Origin of the sequence: Streptomyces sp. NPDC008139, from assembly GCF_042957025.1 — a bacterium.
Classification (GTDB): domain Bacteria; phylum Actinomycetota; class Actinomycetes; order Streptomycetales; family Streptomycetaceae; genus Actinacidiphila.
This window is the reverse complement of record NZ_JBIBHM010000002.1, coordinates 399269-419992: the sequence shown is the minus strand read 5'-3', so window position 1 is coordinate 419992 and position 20724 is coordinate 399269. Positions and strand designations below refer to the sequence as shown.

Here is a 20724-nt window from a genome sequence, read left to right as displayed (position 1 = left end):
ACGCGAGGGGACGGCGGCTCAGCAGCAGACGAGGACGCTGGTCGCGCTGGTCGATGCGATGGGGCTGCTGAGTACGGACGTCGTGGGTTCCATCTCCTGGAGGCTCAGGGGGGATGCGGCGTGCGCCTGCACCTCGAATTCGCCCTCGCCGGCGTCCGCGCCTTCGGGCGCGTTCTCCTCGGCAGCGGATTCGGCGGAATCACTCATGGTCGTCTCCTGTCGGTTCTGGGGTGTCGGAAGGGCCGCCCCTGAGGACAACGCGAGCGCGAAAGACGGGTGGGTGGCGCGTCCACGAGGACGCGCCACCCACCCGGCTCGGTCAGGCGCAGGCGGCCAGGCTGACCGTGCTGCCCGGGGCCTGGAGCCCGCCCAGCACACCCTCGCCCTGGTCGGGCTTGCTCACGCCCATCTCCTGGAGGTCCAGGGGGGATTCGGCGTGCGCCTCGACCTCGTTCTCGGGGGTCTCCGCGATGTCCTCGTTGGTGGGCTCGACGGAATCAGCCATGATCGTCTCCTCTTCTGGGCGGGGTACGAGCAGGTGGTGGGAACACCTCAGAAGCTAGGACCGGCCGTTTCGGAACCGGTGAAGCCGCGGTATAAGCGCGGTATCGTCCCAGGTGATCCGGGGTTGGTCCGAACTCTCACCAGCAGTCCCCGCATTGCCGGTTCGCCACAGGCACATCATCTGATATAAGTCATCTGCCTGATGTCATTCATCTCAGCTCACGATCCCATCTCCGGATCAACGGGCGGGAAAGGTGAAACCGGATATGGCCGAACCAGCGCACGTCAGTCTGCGGCTCACCGTCCTCGGCCCGCTGTCCGTCGGCACGGCCGAAGGCCCCTTCCCGCTCGGTCCGCTCAAACAGCGGCTGCTCCTGGCCATGCTGCTGTGCCGCCCCAACACCCCGGTCTCACTCGCCTTGTTGACGGACACCTTGTGGGACGGCAATCCGCCGCGCACCGCGCGCAAGAACATCCAGGTGTACGTCTCCGCGCTGCGCAAACTCCTCGACCGCGCGGGAGCGGGCGACCGGCTCGAGCACCACCCGGGCGGCTACCTGCTGCGGGTGCGCGACGACGAGTTGGACTCCCTGCGCTTCCAGGGCCTGGCCAGATCCGCCCGCGAGGCCGCCGGGCAGGGCGCGTTCGGCCCGGCGTCCCGGATGCTGCGCGAGGCGATGGGACTGCGGCAGGGACCGCCGCTGCACGACCTGAGATTCTCACCCACCGTCAGATCCGAGGCGGAACGGCTCGACAGCCGCTACCTCCAGGTCTACGAGGACTGGGCCGAGGCCGAGTTGCGACTGGGCCGGGCCACCGAAGTCGCCGACACGGTCGGCGATCTGGTGGAGCGTCACCCCGAGCGCGAACGGCTCAGGGCCGTCCAGATGAACGCGCTGTTCGACCAGGGGCGGCAGACGGAGGCCTTGGCGGCGTACGAGGGGCTGCGCCGGCTGCTCGCCGTCGAGTACGGGCTCCAGCCGAGCCCCGCGCTGGAGACGCTGTACCGCTCGATGCTCGACGGCGGCCCGCAGGAGCCCGGCGGCCCCTTCGCTCCGTCCGGCGCGCGGGCCGCGGCGCGGCGCTCCTGTGGAGTCCTCGGCGCCCTGCTCCCCCAGGACCTGGCCGACTTCACCGGCCGCGAACGCCAACTGCGCTTCCTGCTCAAGCTGTTGGGGAGTGACCGGCATCTGGCGGTCGTCACCGGGCCGGTCGGCACCGGTAAGACCGCGCTCGCGGTGCACACCGCGCACCGGCTCGCCGCGGAGTTCCCCGACGGCCGCGTACTGATCCGGATGCGCGACGCGGCCGGGCGTCCGCGCTCGGCCGCCTCGGTGGTCGCCGAGCTGGCCCGGATGGCGGACCTCCCCGGGCAGCGGGCGGCGGCCGTCGACGACGGGTCGGAGGACGCCGAGGAGGCCGCAGCCGCGTGGCGCGACTGGCTCGGGCCGCGCCGGATCCTGCTGGTGCTGGACGACGCGGCCGACGAGGCGTCCGTACGGCCGCTGGTGCCGGACTCCGGCGGCAGCGCCGTACTGGTGACCTCCCGCGCGCAGTTGGCCGGACTGGTCTCCGCCGACCGGCTGGAACTGGCGCCCTTCGACCTCGGCGAGAGCCTCGAACTGCTCGGCCGGATCGTGGGCCACGAGCGGCTGCGGACCTGTCCCGAGGCGGCCCGGCGCATCGTCACCGCGACCGGCATGCTGCCGCTCGCGGTCCGGGTCAGCGGTCTGAAGCTCGCGGTACGACGCCATCTGCCGCTCGGCGAATACGCGGCGCGGCTGGCCGACGGCCGGACCGTACTGGACGAACTGGTCGCGGGCGACACGGATGTACGGCCGCGGCTGGCGAGCGGGTGGCGGGACCTGTCGGCGGCGGACCGGACCACGCTGTGTCTGCTGGGCCACCTGCCGGAGGGGCCCTTCACGCTGCGGCAGGCCGCGGCGGCGCTCACCTGCGGCCAGGACGACGCGCTGCGCCGGCTGGAGTCCCTGCTCGACGCGGGCGCGCTGCTCGCCCCGGACAGCGAGGTCACCGCGCACGCCGCGCGGTACGAACTCCCGCGCCTGACAAGAGTCTACGCGCGTGAACAATCCCTCCTGGGGATGCGGCCACTCCCCCGGGCCACCGCCTGAGGGGCCTTCGGCGCAGGGCGCACGCGACGGAACACGGCACCAGACACGCCGGTGAGCTGCGGATTTACCATTTCCCAACCGTCCATGACCCCGACCTCGAACCGGCCCCGCCGACACTTCGGTGGACGAGGAAGGGAGCACGCGATGGAACTCGCCGAACTCATGACGCTGCGCCCCGAACCCGGCGCGGGACTGCTCCTGACCGTCACCGGCCGCTGCCCCCTGCACTGCGCGCACTGCTCGACCGCCGCCACGATGGCCGCGGACGAGCCGGACGCGGACCGGCTGCGCGCCTTCGTCTCCACCTTCACCCCGGCCGAGCACCCTTCGGTGCTGATGATGACCGGCGGCGAGCCCTTGCTGCGGCCCGAGTTGGTCACCGACCTCGCAGCGACGGCGCGCGCGGCGGGCACCAGGACGGCGCTGCTGACCGGCGCCTTCTTCGTCGGCCGGGCGGACCACGGCGCGGGACACCTCACCTCCGGCGCCGACCCACTGCCCGTTTCCGTGCCTGTTCCCGAGCGGATCTGGCGGGCCGTCACCTCCGTCGACCACTTCTCGGTGAGCCTCGACGCCTTCCATGAGCGCGAGGTCGACCGCAGGTCCGTATTCGCCCTGATCCGACGGGTGTTGGACGCCGGAGTGGCCACCAGTTTCCACCTGGTCGGCGCCGGCCCCGACGACCCGTACCTCGCTGACGTCACCACCGACATCCGCCGTACCTTCGGCGACCGCGTCCCGATGCTCGTCAACTCCCTGCGCCGGGTGGGACGCGCCGCGTCCTGGGCCGCCGCGAACACCGCGCTGCCCGGTAGGGCGCTGCCCAGCGCCGCGGCACCCGACCCCGAGCGGGCGCTGCCGTGCTCGATGGCCGCGTGGCCGGTGGTGGCCGCCGACGGGACGGTGGTCGCCTGCTGCAATCAGCGGGTCGTCGACCGCAGGCCCGCCCCGCGTCACCTGACGCTCGGTCACATCGCCACCGACGACTGGCAGTCGGTCGCCGTACGGGCCCGTACCTCTCCGGTCCTGCGGATGATCAGGACGGTCGGCCCGGCCCACCTCCTGCACCGGTACGGCGGCGCGGAGCAGGCGGCCGCGCGCCCCGACTACTGCGCGGGCTGCCGGGCGCTCGGGGACCACCCGGAGGCGCTGGCCGCGGCGAGTGCGGCGGCGAGCGGGCCCGTGGGGGCGCTGCTCGACCGGTACGCGGCCCGCGGCCAGGTCGAGGCGGGCGCGGCCACGCTGGTGCGGCGGCACGGCTGCGCGCCCTACGCGGACCTGGTCGACCTGCCCGGAGCGCGGCGATGACCACGGTCGGTACGGCGGGCGCGGGCGCCGCGCTGCGGGTCCGGCTGCTGCTGACGGCCCCCGCCGTGCGGGCGACGACCGCGGCCGTGTGGCGACCGCCCGGACTCGCCGCGCGCTACGCCACGTATCTGACGGTGATGCACGGAGTCGTCCGCGCCTCGGTGCCGCTGATGGAACGGGCGGTGGCGCGGCTGGCGGAATTCGGCCCGCGCGACCCGCTGTGCAAGCCGCTCACGGACTATCTGCGGGAGCACATCGAGGAGGAGCGCGGCCACGACGACTGGCTGCTCGGTGACATCACCGCGCTGGGCGGGGAACCAGCGGCGGTCCTCGCCGAGCAGCCCACACCCGGCGTCGCCCGCCTGGCGGGCGCGCAGTACTACTGGATCGAGCACCACCATCCGGTAGCGCTGCTCGGCTACATCGCGGTGCTGGAGAGCAACGCGCCCGCGCCCTGGCTGGCGGACCGGATCGCCGCCGCGGGTGTGCCGGAGGCGGCGCTGCGCACGGTACGCGGCCACGCCGAACTGGACACCGGGCACACCGCCGCGCTCTTCGCGCTGCTCGACGCACTGCCGTTGGACCAGGCCCAGGTACGCGCGGTCGTGATGAGCGCGCTGCACACCGTGGACGGACTTGTGGAGCTGTTCGCGCGCATCGGCCGGACAGCGGAGCCGGAACACCTCAGGGAAGGGACGTACACCTCATGAGTGACACGGCGGCGCGGGGCGGGGAGAGCGCGGAGCGGGCAGGCGACGGAGCCGACGACGCGCTGGTGGTGCTGGAGTCGCACGGCTTCGGCGTCGGCGAACTCACCGACGAGCAGCGCGAGGTGCTGCGCGGGCTGAGCAGCCAGGAGCTGTCGATGATGCTCGACATCAAGGCCCGGCTGGACGAGGTGGGCCCCGAGGTACAGGCCCACAGCGAGATCGCCGGCGGGGCGCTCTTCTGACATCTCCCCGCGACCGGGGTCCACACCATCGGGAAGACACGGGTAAGGGACGGGGAGACGAGATGACCACGCGCTGCGCCTCGTGCGACGGCGACCTGCCGCAGGACGCGCGCTTCTGCCCGTCCTGCGGCACACCGGCCGACTCTCCCGCACCCGTGACGGCGGTCGAGGAGCGCAAGGTCGTCTCCGTCGTCTTCTGCGACCTCGTCGGGTCGACTGCGCTGTCCGGCGTTCTCGACCCGGAGACGCTGCGCACGGTGGTGCTGCGCTATTTCGACCTGATGCGCGAGTGCCTGGAGCAGTTCGGCGGCACGGTCGAGAAGTTCATCGGCGACGCGGTGATGGCCGTCTTCGGCGTGCCGGTGACGCACGAGGACGACGCGGCGCGGGCGCTGGCCGCGGGCCTGGCGATGCTGGACGCCATACAGCGGCTCAACGAAACGGAGTTGGAGCCGACGCTCGGCATTCGGATCGGTGTCCGGATCGGCATCAACACCGGCCCGGTGGTGACGGCCTCGGACGTGTCGTCCCGTCAGGCGCTGGTGTCGGGCGAGACGGTGAACGTCGCGGCCCGGTTGGAACAGAACGCCGGTGAGGGCGAGGTCCTGATCGGTCCCGAGAGCCGCAGGGCCGCGGGGGCGACAGCGGTCACCGAGCGCGTCGGCCCTTTGCGGTTGAAGGGCAAGGAGGACGCGGTCACCGCCTACCGGCTGCTGGACGTGGTCGAGGAGGAGCCGGAGCTGACCCGCCGCTTCGATGTGCCCTTCGTCGGCCGGGACCGTGAACTGGACGCTCTGTGGGGGACGTTCCGCGCCGTCGCGGACCGGGCCGGGCGCGGCCCGAATCTGGTGACGGTCCTCGGCGAGGCCGGGATGGGCAAGACCCGGCTCATCCACGAGTGGCGCAAACGGTCGGGCCGCGCCTTCCGCTACGGCTCGGGCCGCTGCCGCACGTACGGTGAACGCGGCAGCCTGGCGCCGCTGGCCGACGCCGTGAGCCAACTCCTCGACGCCTTCCCGGAGATCGCCCAGCCCCCGGCGCGCGCGGGAGAGCCCTCGCCCGAGCGCCAGGAGATCGACGCGGCACTGGCCGTACTGTCGGCCGGGCTGCTGGAGGACGGCACACCGAATCCGTCGACCGACGACACCTGCGCGGCGCTGACCGGTCTGCTGGCCGCGCTCGCGCGCAGGCGGCCGGTCGTGCTGGTGCTGGACGACCTCCAGTGGGCGAGCGACCCGCTGCTGACGATGGTCACCGCGCTCAGCGCCGAACTCACCGCTTCCGCTGTGCTGTTCGTCTGCGCGGCCCGCCCCGATCTGCTCGACCGCGGCGCCGGCTGGGGCGAGGGCGGGCCGCGCTCGCTCTCCTTGACGCTGCCCGGCCTGACGGCGACGGAGGCCGAGGCGGTGGCCGACGCGCTGACCGAGGTCGGGGCGCACTGGGACGGCGGGGCGCCGTCCCAGGAGGGAGGTACGGGCGTGCCACCGCAGGTGCTGGAGTCCGCGGGCGGCAATCCGTTCTATCTGGAACAGCTCATCGCCGCTCTCGCACAGCCCGAGTCCGGCTACCGCCCCGACGGCGGAGGCGATGTGCCGACCACCTTGCAGGCGCTGCTCGGCGCCCGGATCGGGGCGCTCGGCCGGGCGGAGCGCGCCGCGCTGGACATCGCGGCCGTGGTGGGACGGGAGTTCAGCGCCGACGAGGTGGCCGAACTGGTGGGCGGGGACCGGGAAGGCGCGCCCGGCGGCGCGCTGCACGACGCGGACCCGCCCTCGGCGGAGACCGGATCCGGCGACCCGGCGCTGGACGGCGCGGTCGGCGCGGCGCTCGGCATGCTCAGCAGTCACCGCCTGCTACGGCCCGCGGACCGGCAGGGGCCTTCCCCGTACCGGCTGCGCTTCAGCAGCGGTCTCGTGCACGAGGTCACGTACCAGTCGATGGCCAAGCGGACGAGGGCGGAGCGGCACGAGCGGGCCGCGGCGGCGTTGTCCGCGCGGCTGGCGGGCGGCGGCACGGCGGCGGGGAGCGCGGGGGAAGGCGGCGCCCCGTACGACGGTGTCCTGTTCGGCGGTGGCGCTCCCGGTATGCGCGGCGCCGAGGATGCCGCCGCCGTGGCGGGTCACCTGGAGCGCGCCTACCGCTACCGCGCCGAGTTGGGCGCGCTCGGCCCACAGACGGACCAACTGCGCCTGCGGGCCGCCGCGTTGCTGATCGACGGCGGTTCCAGGGCGCTCGCGCGCTCGGATCTGGCGTGGGCGGGCGGGCTGCTGGAGCGGGCGGTGGAGCTGACCGTCGAGGGCGAACCGGAGTGGGCCGCGGCGGCCCGGCGGTTCGGTGACGTGCTGCTGGCGACCGGGCGGACGGACGAGGGCCGGGCGCTGCTGCTGCGCGTGCTCGCCGCCGCGGACGCCACTGCGGGGGACGCGGTGCGGCCGGTGGAGGCCGCGCACGCCGACCTCGCCCTGGCCGCGGTGTCGGCGGCCCCCGACGGGAGCAGCGCGGGGAGCGTCGCTCAGCGGACGCTGCCGGTCTTCGAGAGCGCGGGCGACGACCTCGGGCAGGCGCGGGCGTGCATCCGGCTGGCGCAGGAGCGGCAGTTGCACGGCAGACACGGCGAGGCCGATGTCCTGCTCTCCCGCGCCCTGGACCACGCGCGCCGCTCGGGCGCCGAGCCCGAACGGGCCCTGGCGCTGGGCGCGATCGGCGTCTCGCTGTGGCGCGGGCCCGAGCCGGTCCCCTCGGCGGTCTCGCGCAGTCGCCGCCTGCTGGCGGAGCACGGTGACCGTCGCCCCACCGTACGGCTGACCCTCAACTGCCCGCTGGCCGTGCTGTTCGCGCTCCAGGAGCGCTGGGACGACGCGCACGCCTGCCTGGCCGGGGCGGAGCGGTTGGCCGGTGAACTCGGTTACGCCGAGGGCCGGGTGGTGCTGCCGCTGTTCGCCGCGGCGGTGGCGACACTGGCGGGCGACGGGAGCCGGGCGCTCGGTCTGCTGGACGAAGCGGACGGCGCCGCACGGGAGTTGCAGGCCGAGGCCCTGCGGGACGCGGTGGCCAGGGACGCGGCTCGGCTGCTGGTGGACGCGGGCCGTCACGACGAGGCCGCGGCAAGGCTGGCCACCGCGCCGGACCCTGAGCACACGGCACTCGCCGCCTCGGACGCCGCCGATCTCGACGGGCTGCTGGCCAGGATCGCCGCGGCGCGCGGCGCGGCCGAGGAGGCCGCACCGCTGGCGGAGCGGGCGGTGCGGACCGCGTCCGGCACCGACTCGCCCGTCGTCCTGGCGGTGGCCTGGCTCGACCGGGCCGACGTCCTGCGCCGGGCGGGCCGTACCGAGGAGTCCGCGAGCGCCGCCGCGCAGGCCGCCCGGCACTTCGGCGCCAAGGGCCATGTGCCGGGGGCGCGCCGCGCCGTGCGATGGCGGGAGGGTCCGCCGTGAGGCGCCAGGACCAGGGGCACCGGAGCCGCGGGCGCCGACCGGCGCCCGTCCGCTCCCGCCCCGGCCTCTCGGGCCACCACCGCATCGGAAGGCGACAACGCCAGAACGCGAAAGGCTGCTGATGAAAACCGCCGAACACGGCGCGGGCCCCGGACTCACCTGGACGCTGCGCGGCAAGCGCCCCGAGGACGTGCTGATCACCGCCGACGGCGAGCTGCCCGCGCTCGACCGGAGCTGGGACGACGCGCGCGGCGCCGGGGTGCGGGTGTGCGTGGTGGACTCGGGTGTCGAGGACGGCCATCCGCTGATCGGCCCGGTCGACGGCGCGTGGACGGTGCGCAAGGACGAGACGGGCACCAGCGTGGTCGAGACGACGGCGACCGACACCTGCGGGCACGGCACGGCCTGCGCGGGCATCATCCGCAGGACCGCGCCGGATTGCGAGCTGTACAGCGTGCAGGTGCTCGGCAAGGGGTTCGGCGGGACCGGCGACGTCCTGCTCGCGGGACTGCGCTGGGCAATCCGGCAGGGCTTCGACGTGATCAATCTCAGCCTGTCCACGACGAGGCCGCAGTTCGCCGAGGAGTTGCGGGTCCTCGCCGACGAGGCGTACTTCCGGGGGACGGCGATCGTCGCCTCCGCGCACAACACTCCGGTGGAGAGCTACCCGTGGCGCTTCGCCTCGGTGATCTCGGTGGGCAGCCACCAGGAGGACGATCCCGATCTGCACCTGTACAACCCGAGCCCACCGGTCGAGTTCTTCGCGCCGGGCCAGAACGTCCAGGTGGCCTGGCTCGGCGGGGCGACGATCAGGACGACGGGCAACAGCTTCGCCACGCCGTACATCGCCGGGCTCTGCGCCCGCATTCTGTCCCGGCACCGCCGGATGACGACCTTTCAGCTCAAGAACGCGCTCTACCTTTCCGCGGCCAACGTCCAACTGGGCATCAGGGGTGCTTCGTGACACAGAGCAACACAGCGACGGATCCGCTGTCGCAGGAGTTGATGCAGTCGGTGGTCGACACGGCACGGGCCATCTTCGGCGCCCAGGCCAGTTCGGTGTTCCTGCTGGACGAGTCGAGCCATGAACTGGTCTTCCAGGCCGTCTCGGGCCAGGGCGAGAGCTTCCTGGTGGGGCGGCGTTTCCCGGCCGAGAGCGGAATCGCGGGATGGGTGGTCTCCTCGGGTGAGCCGATGGTCGTGGACGACCTGTCGCACAGCGCGTCCTTCGACCGGGACTTCGCGGAGTCCACGGAGTACGTGCCCGATTCGCTGATGGCCGCGCCGCTGACGCACGGTGACCGGGTGCTGGGGGTGCTGGAAGTCCTCGATCCCGTGCCGCAGTCCAGGTCGAGCCTGGACGAACTGGATCTGCTGGCGCTCTTCGCCCGGCACGCGGCGGCGGCGCTGCGGGTGGTCGTGGACCGCGCGCGGCCCGCCGACAGCGGCTCGCTCGGCGGTGACGGGCGCGCGGCAGCGCTGCGGATGGCCGAGGATCTGCGGCGGCTGCTGGAGACCTCCGCCTGAGCCGTGGTGACCTCCGCTCAGCCCGTGGGCGCCGCCCCGGACCCGCACCGACCTGCGACGCGCCGGACGGGGAGGGACGGGAGATCTCAGGGTGTTCACAAGTGCGAGTTGCCCCCTGAACAGGTGACAATGAGTAGGGTGTGTTCCTCCGGCCCCGGATCATCTGCCTAGCCTGAGCCGGGGAGAGGGAGGTGGCCGTGACACGACGAATACCCTTCGGCCGCCGCCTCCCGACGCCGCGCCCCGACCTCTCGCCGCAGGTGTCGGTCGCCGGCCGGACGCCCCCGGTGCTCACCGCGCTGCCGTATGTGTTCATGGCCGTGGTCGCCGTGGTGGACGTGAGCGTCGGGACCAGTGTCGGCCTGCTGCCGCTGGTCTCGCTCGGCCCCGCCTTCTCCGGTCTGGTCGGCGGCTGGCGGCGGACCGCCCTGGTCGGGGCCCTGGCGGTCGCGCTCGTGTGCGCCCTGGGCGTCTACGACGGCCTGTTCGAGGAGCGGCGCGGTTTCAGCGCCCTCGCCTCGGTGATCGGCGTGACGGTCGCCGGAGTGATCGCCGCCGTGATGCGGCAGCGCCGCGAGACCGAATTCGCCAACGTACGGTCGATCGCGGAGGTCGCCCAGCGCGTCCTGCTGCGCCCCGTACCGCGCAGCGCGGGCCATCTGCGCACGGCCGTGTCGTACACCTCCGCCGTCGCCGAGGCGCGCATAGGCGGCGATCTGTACGAGGTCGTCGCGTCGCCGGTCGGCGTGCGGGTGATCATCGGCGATGTGCAGGGCAAGGGCCTCGAAGCGGTGGAGACCGCCGCCGTGGTCCTCGGCGCCTTCCGTGAGGCCGCGCACGACGAACGTGATCTGACGGGCGTCGGCGAGCGGGTGCAGCGGGCCGCCGACCGGGCGCTGAGCGGCGAGAAATTCGTCACCGCGATCATCGCCGAGATCAGCGAGGAGCGCGGCGCGACCCTCCTCAACTTCGGCCACCCGGCGCCGATGGTGCTGCGCCAGGACGGCGGCGTGTGCTTTCCCGAGCCGCCGCAGTACGCGATGCCGCTGGGGCTCGGTGTGCACGGCGGGGACGGTCCCGAGCCGTTCGCCGTCCCCTTCGGGCCCGGCGACCAGATGCTGCTCTACACGGACGGTGTCACCGAGGCCCGCGACCACACCGGTGCCTTCTATCCGCTGGGGCAGCGCGCGCACGTCCTCAAGGACCCGGATCCGGAAGCGGCGTTGGAGGCGCTGCGGACCGATCTGGTGCAGCACACGGAGGGGCCGCTGCACGACGACGCGGCGATGCTGCTGCTGCGCTTCCGCGACCCCGGCCCGGCGTTCGCCGCCTTCGACGGCACCTGAGGGCCCGGACGGCACTCGCCCTGGGTAAAGGGTTCGCAATGTGCGGATGCCTCGCTGTGCGGTCCGTGACGGGTTGTCCGCAATGAGCGACCGGCCCCTCCCGAACACCCCTGCGAACACCGGTTTCGCGTCATAGAGTATCGAGCCGTACACGCGGGCGGAGGCACGCACCGTATGCCGATCGCGGTTGGAGGAGAATCCCGGTGACGCTGCGCGCGTCCAGAGGCGGACCGGTCCCGCCGGACCACCCGGCCGTGTCCGCGGCGCACCTCCAGCGCGACGAGGCGGCGGCGCTCACGCTCTACCGGACGCTGCGCGACATGGGCGAGGGACCGATCGAGGAGGTCGCGGAGGCGGCCGGTCTGGACGCCGCGGAATCCGCGGGCGGCTGGCGGCGGCTGGACGAGCTGGGCCTGATCCGGATCGTGGGCGCGGTCGTGGAACCGGTCGACCCGGACGCGGCCATGGCGCACGCGATGGACACCTACAACGAGAACACCGCCAGGCAACTGCGGGACGCGCACTCGTTGCGCCGGGTCACCGAGTCCCTGATGACCGTCTTCCGCCCGGCCGTCGCCCGTGACTCGGCCGATGTCGCGGTGGAGCGGCTCGGCGACCGCAAGCGCAGGACGCGTACGGTGCGGGACCTCAACGCCGCCGTCCTGGACGCCTGCGACTCGATGCACCCCGGTCCGATGCCCCCGGCCGAGGCGCTGGAGGCGTCGCTCGACGAGGACGCGAAGCTGACCTCGCGCGGCATCCGGGTCCGGGTGATCTACCCCGAGTCGCTGCTGCGCTCCCCCAAGTACACCTGGTATCTGCACCGGTTGCTGGACATCGGCGTCGAGGTGCGGCTCCTGGAGCACTCCCCCTTCGACATCCTGCTCTTCGACCGGCACACCGCGTGCGTGCCCGGCGACCCCGAACGGCCGGGCGAGTCCATGCTGTTGATCCGCGGCTCCGCCCTCCTGAAGGGCTACACCGCGCTGTACGAGGACTACTGGCTGCGCGCCTCCCCCGTCGTCCTCGCCGCGCCGCCCGCGCCCGCCGAGGGCCCGGAGGTCAACGACCAGGAGCGCACGGTCATCCGTCTGATGGCGAGCGGGCTGAGCGACGACCAGATCGCCCGGAAAATGGGCGTGCACCGCCGCACGGTCCAACGCGCGGTCGCTAAACTGATGGACCGCCTCAATGCCTCAAGCCGCTTCGAGGCGGGTCTCAAACTCGCCCGCGACCCGGCCCTGATGAAGGTCTACCCGCTGAACTGACCGGTCGGGGTGACCCGTTGACGGCCGTGACGTACCAGCGGGGGCGCCACCAGGCCCAGGTGGTGCCCCCGCCGACTGCCTTCGGCGGCCTCCACACCAGGTGGAGTGCCGCCTCCGGCAGCCCCGGCCCGCGGATATTCGGGGGATCCACGGGCCGGAAGTCGTGTCACCGCGGCGGTCCGGCCGTCGCTCGCGGCGGGTGGTGCGCACGCGGGACCTCCGCGTGATGGTGATCGGCCTGCCGACAACTCCCCCGCTACGCCTGAACGTTCACGGGCCCTCCCGGAGCCGACGGCATGCCGTTCCCCCCGAGGCCGCGCACCGGCCGAAGTCACCTTCGGCGCCGTACCCGACCACACCTCGATCTTTACTCACCCGACAACCGCTGGCTACGAACCCCCGAGTACGTAATGCCCGGTGAACGGCTTCGCGCAGGCCACCTGAGGTGTCCAAAAGGAGACAGCGACCCCACTGGACAACGGTGGCGACGGCGTAGCGAGCGCGCTTGCCGACTGCCACCGGTCGGTACGTCGTCGCAGGTCAACGGCGTTGCCACGGACGGCGACCGACCACTGACGCAGGGCGGGATTCGACCGCTGAGGGCGGGTTCGCGCAGGTGGTGGGGGCCGGCCAAGTCGGTTGACACCCCATGCGTCCAGCGAACACGATCGACTGGTAAGCGCATTCTGCGGCTGGGCACGCCACTGGTCAGTCCTGGGCGCGGGCCGAGCATCCGGGGGGAACGGTCATGACGCGCGGCTCGAACAGCACCACCCCGCTGATCCGCGGGTTTCTACGGCAGGCCCGCAAGGATTACGCGGGGCCGCCGGAGCCGGGCAGCGGGCACACGGGACACCGCCCCGCCGGGCTGAGCCAGCAGGCGGTGGCGCACCGGATGGACATCTCGCCGCGGCTGTACCAGGACTGGGAGGGCGGCGGCCGGCCGGTGCCGGTCCACCGGCTGGACAGCCTCGCGAGCACGCTCGGCCTCGACCCGTACCAGCGCGACGAGTTGTGGTTCATCGTGACCGGCGGCTTCGCGCCCACCGGCCCGGCCCAGCCGGACCTGGAGGCGATGAGCGGCTGGCGGCTGTACCTGCGCGCGCTCCAGGTACCCGCGCTCGTTCTCGACAGCACGTGGCGGATCCACGAGGACAACGCGGCCTGGCGCGGCCTGTTCGAGCCCGAGGGCCAGCGGCCACCGGCGAATCTGCTGCGCTTCATCCTCTTCTCGCCCTACGCGCGCCGCCTGTGCGGGGACTGGCAGGCGAGTTGGGCAGTGCCGTACCTGCGGCAGCTCAGGCTGGAGGCGGGGATCAGCGAAGAGCCGGAGCTGCGACGTATCGTCGCGGAGCTGCAACTCGACCCGGAGCTGGGGGTGTTGTGGCAGACGGTCGGCCGGGGCGGACGGATGGCGCTGCACAACGACGGTCAGGTCCGGCTGCTGATCCCGCCGGGCGGCCGTACCCCGTACCGCGTACGGACCCTGGTCTCCTCCCCCGCCCACAACCCCCGTGTGCGGATGGTGACCTTGCTGCCGACTCCCGTCGAGGCGAGCGTGATCGCCCACGAACCGGTGTCGCTGCCGCCGACCGCCGCGTGACATCGGTGACGAGAGCGGCGTGAGCGGCGGGATCGGCGCGAGCGGCGGGATCGGCGGGATCGGCGGGATCGGCGGGAGCACGGCCGCGGGCCCGGAGCGCATCTTCCGTACCCGCGGCCGAACGCCTTGCGACGCCTTACGGCTGTCGCGGTCCTCGCGGCTGACGCGGTGCTCGCGCTGTTGGCGCCGTGCGCGCCGTGCGCGCCGTGCGCGCCGTGCGCCGCGTCAGCGGATCGTGACCTTGACGACGTTGGAGATCCCGCCACCGCCGACGATGCGCAGGTTGTTGAGGCCCTTGATGCCCAGCTTCACCCGCAGGTTGTACGTGGCGTCGTGGTTGGTGTTCATCGACGCGGGCAGCGAGACCCAGCGCTTGCCCTGCATCTGCTGGAGCGTCACCCGCGTGCCGACCTTGATGTCCTTGGTCGTGCCGTAGATCCGGAACTGCTGCCATGCGTTGATCGCGCTGACCGTCGCCTTGGCGGTGATGGCGGGTCGGGCGACGGCGGGCGCCATGGCGACGCTGTCCGCCGCGACGGCCTGGGCCACGGGGGCGGTCAACAGCGTGAGGGCGGTGAGACCGGTGGCACAGGCTCGCGAGAAGCGAAGCATGAAGGCTCCTACGGGGTAAACACTGACATGTCGTCACATCGTAGGAGCATGCCACCATTTCACCGGAGAGTGACGCGCCGGGGCGGGCGCGGGATTCCGGTCAGGAGCCGCCGGGCTCCGGACCCGCCTCCGCAGCCGTGCCTGTCCCTGCGTCTGTACCCACCCCTGGACCCTCGCCCGCGTCGCCCTGCGGACCGGCCTCCGCCATCCGCTTGAGCAGCCCCAGCCGCTCCTCCCAGGCCGCGGCCAGCTCCGTCATCCAGGACGCGGCGGCCGTCAGCGACTCGGGCCTGACGCTGAACAGGACCTCGCGGCCCGCTCTTCGGCTGGAGACCAGCCGGGACTGTCAAGGGCGGCGGCTGAGCCCGAGGTCGGGCAACCGGTCCGACTGACACGGCGACGAACACGGTCGCCACCGCCGTACGCGACGCCCCGGCGGCCCCCTGATCCGGTATCCCCTCTGACCGGCATGTTTCCCCGCGCGGCGGACCTCGCCACGCACCGCCACGAGCAGCGCGAAAAGCGTGAGAGTTGACTCTCATACATTGTGAGAGGACACTCTCACACCATGGAACCGGGTAACCGTTTGGGAGACATCGAGATCACCGACCCCAAGGCGATGCGCGCGCTCGCGCATCCGGTGCGGTTGGCGATCCTGGAGCATCTGCAACGCAACGGGCCCGCGACGGCCACCGTGCTCGCACCCCGCGTCGGGGCGACCCCTTCGGTGACGAGCTGGCATCTGCGCCATCTCGCGGGCTTCGGGCTCGTCCGGGACGCGGACCCCGATCCCGACGCCGGGGGCGACGAGCGACGGGACCGGCGTGAGCGGCGGTGGCAGGCGGTCGCACGCGGCTTCCGCTTCGAGGTGCCGGAGGACGACGGGGGCGAGGAGGGCCGCTCGGCGGCGCGGCTGCTCTCGCGTGAGATGTTCCTGCGCTCCGCCGATCTGCCGGCCCGCTGGGCGGCCACCGTGGAGCCCGGTCTCGATCCCGCGTGGCGGCGGCTCTCGGGACTCGCCAACACGCGTGTCATGGTGACGCCCGAGGAGGCCGCCGCCATCGAGGACGGAATCGAGCGCGTGCTCGCGCCCTATGTGACGCGGGACGCGGCGGACCGCCCGGCCGCCGCCCGCTCCGTACGCCTGCTGCGCTACACGCTCCCTGAAGGTGAACCTCAAGGTGAGGGTGAAGGTCCGGCTGAGGTTGAGGCACAGGGCGGCGAGCCGGGCGCGGACTCGTACACGGATACGGATACGGATACGGATACCGGTACGCGTACGGCCGCGCGTAAGGACGACGGCGGCGACGGCGGCACCCGGTGACCGCCGCAGCGACGCAGCCGCCCCCGATATCCCTGGCGCGAGACCGCCGATTCGTCCGCTTCTGGGCCGGCCAGAGCGTCTCGCAGTTCGGCGACCGGATCAGCGAACTGGCCCTGCCGCTGATCGCGGTGAGCGCACTGCACGCCTCCGCCAACGAGGTGGCGTGGCTGACCGCGCTGATCTGGACACCGAATCTACTGGCGATCGTCCTGGGCGCGTGGGTCGACCACCAGGCCCGCAAGCGCGGCCTGATGGTGGCCGCGGATCTGATCCGCGCCGGGGTGCTGCTGTCGCTGCCCGTCGCGTACCTGGCGGGGGCGGTGACGCTCGGTCAGCTCTACGCGGTGGCGCTGCTGATCGGCGCCGCCGAGGTGCTGTTCAACACCTCCTATCCCCCGTTCTTCGCGCACCTCGTGCCACGCTCGTCGTATGTGGACGCGAACAGCAAGCTCAGCGCGAGCCGGTCCGCGTCGTACGTCGCGGGCCCTGCCGTGGGCGGCGCGCTCGTGCAGGCGCTGACCGCGCCGGTGGCCGTCGTGGTCGACGCGCTGTCCTTCCTCGCCTCGGCCGTGCTGATCGGGCGGATCAGGATCGACGAGCCGCCGGTCGCGGCGGGCGGGCGGGACGCGCCGCTGCTGCGGCGGGCGAAGGAAGGGCTGGCGTTCGTCGTACGGCACCCGGTGCTGCGGGCCGGGCTCGGCACCTCGACCACCGTCAACTTCTTCACCTTCGTCTCCGGCAGCGGTCTGATGGTGCTCTTCGCCACCAGGAGCCTCGGTCTGTCGGCGGGCTTCATCGGCCTGGCCTTCGGTATCGGTTCCACGGGCGCGCTGCTCGGCGCGGTCCTGGCGCCGCGGATCTCGCGGTGGATCGGGATGGGGCGCAGCATCGCGATCGGCGCGGTGCTCTTCCCCGCGCCGATCGCGTTGGTGGCGGTCGCCGACGGGCCGCCGTGGGTCGGCGCCGTGGCGCTGACCGGCACCGAGTTCCTTTCCGGCCTCGGTGTCATGCTCTTCGACGTCAACCTCAACTCCCTTCAGGCGTCCGTGATCCCCGACGGGATGCGCAGCCGGGTCTCCGGCGCGTACGCCACGGTCAACTACGGCATCCGTCCGCTCGGCGCGGTCGTCGGCGGTGTGCTCGCGACCTTCCTCGGGCTGCGTACGACCCTGCTGGTCGCGGCGGTCGGCGGGGCGCTGTCCGTGCTGTGGCTGCTGCCGTCGCCGGTGCCCGGCATCCGCTCGATCGACCAGGACGGGCGCCCGGAGGACACCACGAACGTCGAGGACACGGCAGAGACGGCAGACACGGGGCACGGCGAGGAGGTGGCGGACACGGCAGCGGCCGACGGCGCGGTGGCCGTCGGCCGCCGGCGGGGCCGTCGAGAGGACCAGGATCAGGACGTGGCGCCGTGACCGGGGGTCAGGGCGTGGTGCCGTACACCTGGACCTCGTAGAGCGAGTAGCCGTACGCCGTCCCGCGCGCCGTGCCGTTGACGCGGACGTAGCGGCCGGTGCCGGTGAGGCCGGTCAGGTCCTCGGTGCCGCCCTTGCCCGCGGTGGTGGAGTAGACCGTGGTCCAGGCGGCGCCGTCCGGAGAGGTCTGGACGGTGTAGCTCTTGGCGTAGGCGGCCTCCCAGCTCAGCTTCACCCGGCTGATGTGCGCGCTCGCGCCCAGGTCGACCCGGATCCACTGCGGGTCGGAGCCTTCCTTGCTGGCCCAGCGGGTGGAGGTGAGGTCGCCGTCGACCGCCTTGCTCGCGGGGTAGGCGGTGGATTCGGTGGAGGAGGCAGTGGCGGGCCTGCCCTGCGAGAGCAGGGTGTCACCGCCGCCCGGTGGCGGTCCCGTGCCACCGGAAGGGGTGAAGTTCCACTGGCTCGCGGCGCCCGAACAGCTCCCGGCGGTGAGCGTCGAGCCGCTCGCCCGGAAGCACTTCTGCCCGGTCTGGATGTCGGAGACGGTGAGATTCGGGTTGACCGACCACTGCTGGTTCGGGCCGCCGTCGCAGGCCGTGAGTGTGATCGACGAGCCGGACAGGGTCGCGCAGAGGTTGTTGCTGATCAGGAAGGCGCCGTGGAAGGTGAACGCCTGCGCTGCGGAGCCGGTGCAGGCCGCCGTGTCCAGCTTGGTGCCGCTGGCGGAGCTGTTCCCCGGGTTGTCCAGGCACTGCCCGGTGGAGACGTTCTTGTACTGGCCGACGGTGGTGGTCGGCTGGGCTCCGCCGTAACAGGCGCCGGTCTTGGTGTTGAAGACGGGCGTGGCGTCGTACGGCTCGTTGGACGGCGGGTCCACGACGACCGGTTCGAGCACCGGGGTGCTGTCGTCGTTGTAGTGGGTCAGCGCGTCCTCGCAGTCGATGGCGTCGAAGGCGTTGCCGCCCTGGCCGCCGAGCCAGAGGTCGAAGTGGTAGAGGTTCGGGCCGCCGTTGGGGCCGTGGCCGCTCCAGTCGGCGCCGCACTCCTCGCAGGAGTCCTCCATGACGAAGTACTTGCCGACCCTTGGCACCCAGATCCGCGTGCCCGCCGGTATCTCCTTGGTGGACGAGGCGAAGGTGATCGGGTCGGCGTAGGTCCCGGTGCCGCCGGCCGTGTCGTGCAGGCCGGGGTAGGAGATGTCGCCACCGGGCGGGGTGTTGTCGTACCAGCCGTAGAAGGTGAGGAACGCCTGCCGGTCGGTGGAGGCCGCCGCCGCGGGGGACTTCGAGGCGGCCGAGGCGTACGGGGTCGCGCCGACGAGCGCGGCCATGACGGCCAGGACGAGAGCGCACAGGACGGCCGCGCCGCGCGGGGTACGGAGGCGGCTCATGCGGTCGGGCTCCAGTAGTCGCCCGCCATCACGATGTACACGAGCATCTTGATGGTCTCGCCGTAGTACGCGTCCTCGAAGGGGTTGGAGGCGAGCTGCTTCCAGATCGCGTCGGTCCACGCCTGGTCGCCGGAGGCCATGGCGGCGGGGCCGGCCGAGTCCCCGGCCTCCTCCGCCTCGGTGTCGCCCGAGACGTTGCCGTTGGCGCAGTTGAGCTTGATGTGCGGCTGGACCTTGGCCGGGTTGCCGCCGGACAGCGACTTCAGGCAGGCGGACTCCTTCTTCGCCGCGCCGTAGGCGACGGCGGCGGTCGAGGAGCCGTTGACCAGGGCGTCGGTGCCCAAGTGCCAGGGCACGCGCAGGGAGTTGTAGCCGACGATGTTGTCCGGCTGGTCCTCCTGGTAGTCGGCGGGGGCGGGCTTGGGGCTGGTGGTGTTGGCGTTGACGACGAAGTCGGAGAGCAGTCCGGCGGACGAGGAGTAGCCCGCGGTGAACTCGCTGATCACGGCCTCGGTGCGGGTGACGACCTTGTTCCAGTCGTGCGCGGTGTCGTAGGCGGCGAAGGCGCGCAGGTGGTCGAGCATCATGTCGGACGGCCGGGTGTCCGTGGTGGGGCCGTCGTCCTCGCACTTGAGGTGGCCGTCGGGCGCGACGTCGTGGGCGTAGAAGGACGCGAGCCACGCCTTGGCGTCCGCGGTGTAGCCGCCCCACTGCTTGTCGGCGAGGATCAGGCCGTAGCCGATGTCGAGGTCGCCGTCGGTGGCCGAGTCCGGGGTGCCGCTGTCGGTGTACTTGCAGGTCTTGCCGTCGAGTTGCCACTGCATGAGGCCGTCGGCGTCCTTGTGGTCCTTGACGAGCTGCCACAGGCCGTCGAACTCGGCCTTGGCGTCGCTGTCGTAACCGGCCATCAGGGGCACGATGTTCATGCCGTAGCCCTGGGCCTCGGAGACCGTGCCGTTGTGCGGGGCGTCGTCGTCGCCCTTGGTCGAGACGTAGTACTCGTTGGAGGCGCAGCCCTTGACCAGGTAGGCGCTCTTCCAGGAGTCGTACGCCTTCTTCACCGCCGCGTCGCGGGTGGACTGCGCCGCGGAGGGCAGCACGCCCACCTTGTACGTGGTGTGCGCGGGGAACGGGTGCGCCGGGGCGGTGGCGGCGTCGGCCGTTCCGCCGCCCGCGGTCGCCAGCAGGCCGAAGGACGCGCAGGCGGCGACCGTACAGGCCGCCAGCCTCCTCGTCCTCGTCTTCACGGGTCGTGGCATCTTCCAACTCCTCGTCGGTTGTGGGGTACGGCGCCGGGCACGGGAGCGCGCACCGGGCAGGAGAGGGTGGTCGCGATAGTTAGGAAAGATTCCTAACATGCTTGAGGAGTAAGAGTGTTGCTCCGGACGCGGCGCGTCAAGGGGTCGCGCGCGGACCTTGACCTGACCGGGATTCAGGTACGTGACACCGTCGCGGACTTCGGCCCGGCCGACCGGCCCGGCACCGGCTCATGCGAGCAGGTCGGCGACCGCGGCGATCCCTTCCGTGACGGCGCGCTCGTTCACATTGCCGAATCCCAGGACGAGTTGGGCCGGGGACTGCGCCCGTCGAACGGAACGCGCTCATGCCGTAGAGGCCGACCGCGCGGCCACGGGCGGCGGCGATGACGGAGTGTTCGGAGACGCCGGGCCGCGCGGCGCCGTCGATGTGGGCCACGGCGTGGAAACCGCCGGCCAGGCCGCTGAGCCGGATGGCAGGCGCGTGCGCGGCGAGCGCCGCCTTGAGTGCTTCGCACCGGGCCCCGTTGACCCCGCGCATACGCCGCAGATGGCGGTCGAAGCGGCCCGATTCGATCAGCCGGGCCAGGGCCAGTTGGTCGAGGGTGGGTGAGCCGCGGTCGCTGAGATGCTTGTCGGCCACGATC

General features: G+C 72.5%; 18 protein-coding genes. 12 read left to right on the top strand and 6 right to left on the bottom strand.

Annotated elements, in window-relative coordinates; translation table 11 throughout:
• Positions 1-18: 18 nt before the first annotated feature.
• Both ACFZBB_RS05795 and ACFZBB_RS05790 read right to left on the bottom strand, forming a co-directional pair.
• Positions 19-207, bottom strand: a complete 189-nt coding sequence (locus tag ACFZBB_RS05795) for a hypothetical protein (protein ID WP_391118162.1) — start codon at positions 205-207, stop codon at positions 19-21.
• Positions 208-319: 112 nt separating this feature from the next.
• Entirely contained in the window at positions 320-505 is a 186-nt protein-coding gene (locus ACFZBB_RS05790) for a hypothetical protein (protein ID WP_188283862.1), read from the bottom strand.
• Positions 506-770: 265 nt separating this feature from the next.
• On the opposite strand from ACFZBB_RS05790, the gene ACFZBB_RS05785 reads away from it, so the two are divergent.
• The 10 genes from ACFZBB_RS05785 (at position 771) to ACFZBB_RS05740 (ending at position 14080) form a co-directional block, all read left to right on the top strand.
• A complete protein-coding gene (locus ACFZBB_RS05785; protein WP_391118160.1) occupies positions 771-2639 on the top strand; it encodes a BTAD domain-containing putative transcriptional regulator in 1869 nt (622 codons plus the stop codon).
• Positions 2640-2783: 144 nt separating this feature from the next.
• Positions 2784-3947: a radical SAM protein gene (locus ACFZBB_RS05780; protein ID WP_391118158.1), complete on the top strand. Its 1164-nt coding sequence runs from the start codon at positions 2784-2786 to the stop codon at positions 3945-3947.
• Positions 3944-4657 carry an iron-containing redox enzyme family protein gene (locus ACFZBB_RS05775; protein WP_391118156.1) on the top strand — a complete coding sequence of 238 codons (714 nt, stop codon included), beginning with the start codon at positions 3944-3946 and terminating at the stop codon, positions 4655-4657. The genes ACFZBB_RS05780 and ACFZBB_RS05775 overlap by 4 nt, the downstream gene beginning before the upstream one ends.
• Positions 4654-4899 carry an aroma-sacti cluster domain-containing protein gene (locus tag ACFZBB_RS05770; protein ID WP_355340808.1) on the top strand — a complete coding sequence of 82 codons (246 nt, stop codon included), beginning with the start codon at positions 4654-4656 and terminating at the stop codon, positions 4897-4899. The genes ACFZBB_RS05775 and ACFZBB_RS05770 overlap by 4 nt, the downstream gene beginning before the upstream one ends.
• Positions 4900-4961: 62 nt before the next feature.
• On the top strand, positions 4962-8336 hold the full coding sequence (locus tag ACFZBB_RS05765; protein ID WP_391118154.1) for an adenylate/guanylate cyclase domain-containing protein: 3375 nt from the start codon (positions 4962-4964) through the stop codon (positions 8334-8336).
• Positions 8337-8457: 121 nt separating this feature from the next.
• Positions 8458-9300: a S8 family serine peptidase gene (locus ACFZBB_RS05760; RefSeq protein WP_355340814.1), complete on the top strand. Its 843-nt coding sequence runs from the start codon at positions 8458-8460 to the stop codon at positions 9298-9300.
• Between the two features lie 41 nt (positions 9301-9341).
• A complete protein-coding gene (locus ACFZBB_RS05755; protein WP_188285584.1) occupies positions 9342-9863 on the top strand; it encodes a GAF domain-containing protein in 522 nt (173 codons plus the stop codon).
• 314 nt (positions 9864-10177) lie between these two features.
• Positions 10178-11209 carry a SpoIIE family protein phosphatase gene (locus tag ACFZBB_RS05750; protein ID WP_391118499.1) on the top strand — a complete coding sequence of 344 codons (1032 nt, stop codon included), beginning with the start codon at positions 10178-10180 and terminating at the stop codon, positions 11207-11209.
• Positions 11210-11412: 203 nt separating this feature from the next.
• Entirely contained in the window at positions 11413-12477 is a 1065-nt protein-coding gene (locus ACFZBB_RS05745; RefSeq protein ID WP_391118152.1) for a LuxR C-terminal-related transcriptional regulator, read from the top strand.
• 748 nt (positions 12478-13225) lie between these two features.
• Complete coding sequence (locus tag ACFZBB_RS05740) at positions 13226-14080, top strand: helix-turn-helix domain-containing protein (RefSeq protein WP_391118150.1); 855 nt, start codon at positions 13226-13228, stop codon at positions 14078-14080.
• 225 nt (positions 14081-14305) lie between these two features.
• Here ACFZBB_RS05740 and ACFZBB_RS05735 read toward each other — a convergent pair whose 3' ends face one another.
• A complete protein-coding gene (locus ACFZBB_RS05735; RefSeq protein WP_391118148.1) occupies positions 14306-14692 on the bottom strand; it encodes a hypothetical protein in 387 nt (128 codons plus the stop codon).
• Positions 14693-14792: 100 nt separating this feature from the next.
• The gene (locus tag ACFZBB_RS05730; RefSeq protein ID WP_391118146.1) at positions 14793-14951 is read right to left on the bottom strand and encodes a hypothetical protein; all 159 of its coding nucleotides are present in this window, start codon (positions 14949-14951) and stop codon (positions 14793-14795) included.
• 327 nt (positions 14952-15278) lie between these two features.
• Between ACFZBB_RS05730 and ACFZBB_RS05725 the strand changes: the two genes are divergently transcribed.
• Both ACFZBB_RS05725 and ACFZBB_RS05720 read left to right on the top strand, forming a co-directional pair.
• Positions 15279-16016 carry a helix-turn-helix domain-containing protein gene (locus tag ACFZBB_RS05725; protein WP_391118144.1) on the top strand — a complete coding sequence of 246 codons (738 nt, stop codon included), beginning with the start codon at positions 15279-15281 and terminating at the stop codon, positions 16014-16016.
• The gene (locus ACFZBB_RS05720; RefSeq protein WP_391118142.1) at positions 16013-17431 is read left to right on the top strand and encodes an MFS transporter; all 1419 of its coding nucleotides are present in this window, start codon (positions 16013-16015) and stop codon (positions 17429-17431) included. Before ACFZBB_RS05725 ends, ACFZBB_RS05720 begins: the two co-directional genes overlap by 4 nt.
• Positions 17432-17438: 7 nt before the next feature.
• On the opposite strand, the gene ACFZBB_RS05715 is transcribed toward ACFZBB_RS05720, so the two are convergent.
• Together ACFZBB_RS05715 and ACFZBB_RS05710 are read right to left on the bottom strand one after the other, a co-directional pair.
• Positions 17439-18821, bottom strand: a complete 1383-nt coding sequence (locus ACFZBB_RS05715; protein WP_391118140.1) for a discoidin domain-containing protein — start codon at positions 18819-18821, stop codon at positions 17439-17441.
• Positions 18818-20080, bottom strand: coding sequence for a glycosyl hydrolase family 8 (locus ACFZBB_RS05710; RefSeq protein ID WP_391118138.1), 1263 nt, complete (start codon positions 20078-20080; stop codon positions 18818-18820). The genes ACFZBB_RS05715 and ACFZBB_RS05710 overlap by 4 nt, the downstream gene beginning before the upstream one ends.
• Between the last annotated feature and the right edge of the window lie 644 nt (positions 20081-20724).

Coding starts and splice junctions, on each gene's coding strand:
- ACFZBB_RS05710 (WP_391118138.1), bottom strand. CDS start 20,080: ATGCCACGACCCGTGAAGACGAGGACGAGGAGGCTGGCGGCCTGTACG.
- ACFZBB_RS05750 (WP_391118499.1), top strand. CDS start 10,178: ATGGCCGTGGTCGCCGTGGTGGACGTGAGCGTCGGGACCAGTGTCGGC.
- ACFZBB_RS05780 (WP_391118158.1), top strand. CDS start 2,784: ATGGAACTCGCCGAACTCATGACGCTGCGCCCCGAACCCGGCGCGGGA.
- ACFZBB_RS05715 (WP_391118140.1), bottom strand. CDS start 18,821: ATGAGCCGCCTCCGTACCCCGCGCGGCGCGGCCGTCCTGTGCGCTCTC.
- ACFZBB_RS05735 (WP_391118148.1), bottom strand. CDS start 14,692: ATGCTTCGCTTCTCGCGAGCCTGTGCCACCGGTCTCACCGCCCTCACG.
- ACFZBB_RS05765 (WP_391118154.1), top strand. CDS start 4,962: ATGACCACGCGCTGCGCCTCGTGCGACGGCGACCTGCCGCAGGACGCG.
- ACFZBB_RS05795 (WP_391118162.1), bottom strand. CDS start 207: ATGAGTGATTCCGCCGAATCCGCTGCCGAGGAGAACGCGCCCGAAGGC.
- ACFZBB_RS05790 (WP_188283862.1), bottom strand. CDS start 505: ATGGCTGATTCCGTCGAGCCCACCAACGAGGACATCGCGGAGACCCCC.
- ACFZBB_RS05785 (WP_391118160.1), top strand. CDS start 771: ATGGCCGAACCAGCGCACGTCAGTCTGCGGCTCACCGTCCTCGGCCCG.
- ACFZBB_RS05730 (WP_391118146.1), bottom strand. CDS start 14,951: ATGACGGAGCTGGCCGCGGCCTGGGAGGAGCGGCTGGGGCTGCTCAAG.
- ACFZBB_RS05760 (WP_355340814.1), top strand. CDS start 8,458: ATGAAAACCGCCGAACACGGCGCGGGCCCCGGACTCACCTGGACGCTG.
- ACFZBB_RS05755 (WP_188285584.1), top strand. CDS start 9,342: ATGCAGTCGGTGGTCGACACGGCACGGGCCATCTTCGGCGCCCAGGCC.
- ACFZBB_RS05770 (WP_355340808.1), top strand. CDS start 4,654: ATGAGTGACACGGCGGCGCGGGGCGGGGAGAGCGCGGAGCGGGCAGGC.
- ACFZBB_RS05775 (WP_391118156.1), top strand. CDS start 3,944: ATGACCACGGTCGGTACGGCGGGCGCGGGCGCCGCGCTGCGGGTCCGG.
- ACFZBB_RS05740 (WP_391118150.1), top strand. CDS start 13,226: ATGACGCGCGGCTCGAACAGCACCACCCCGCTGATCCGCGGGTTTCTA.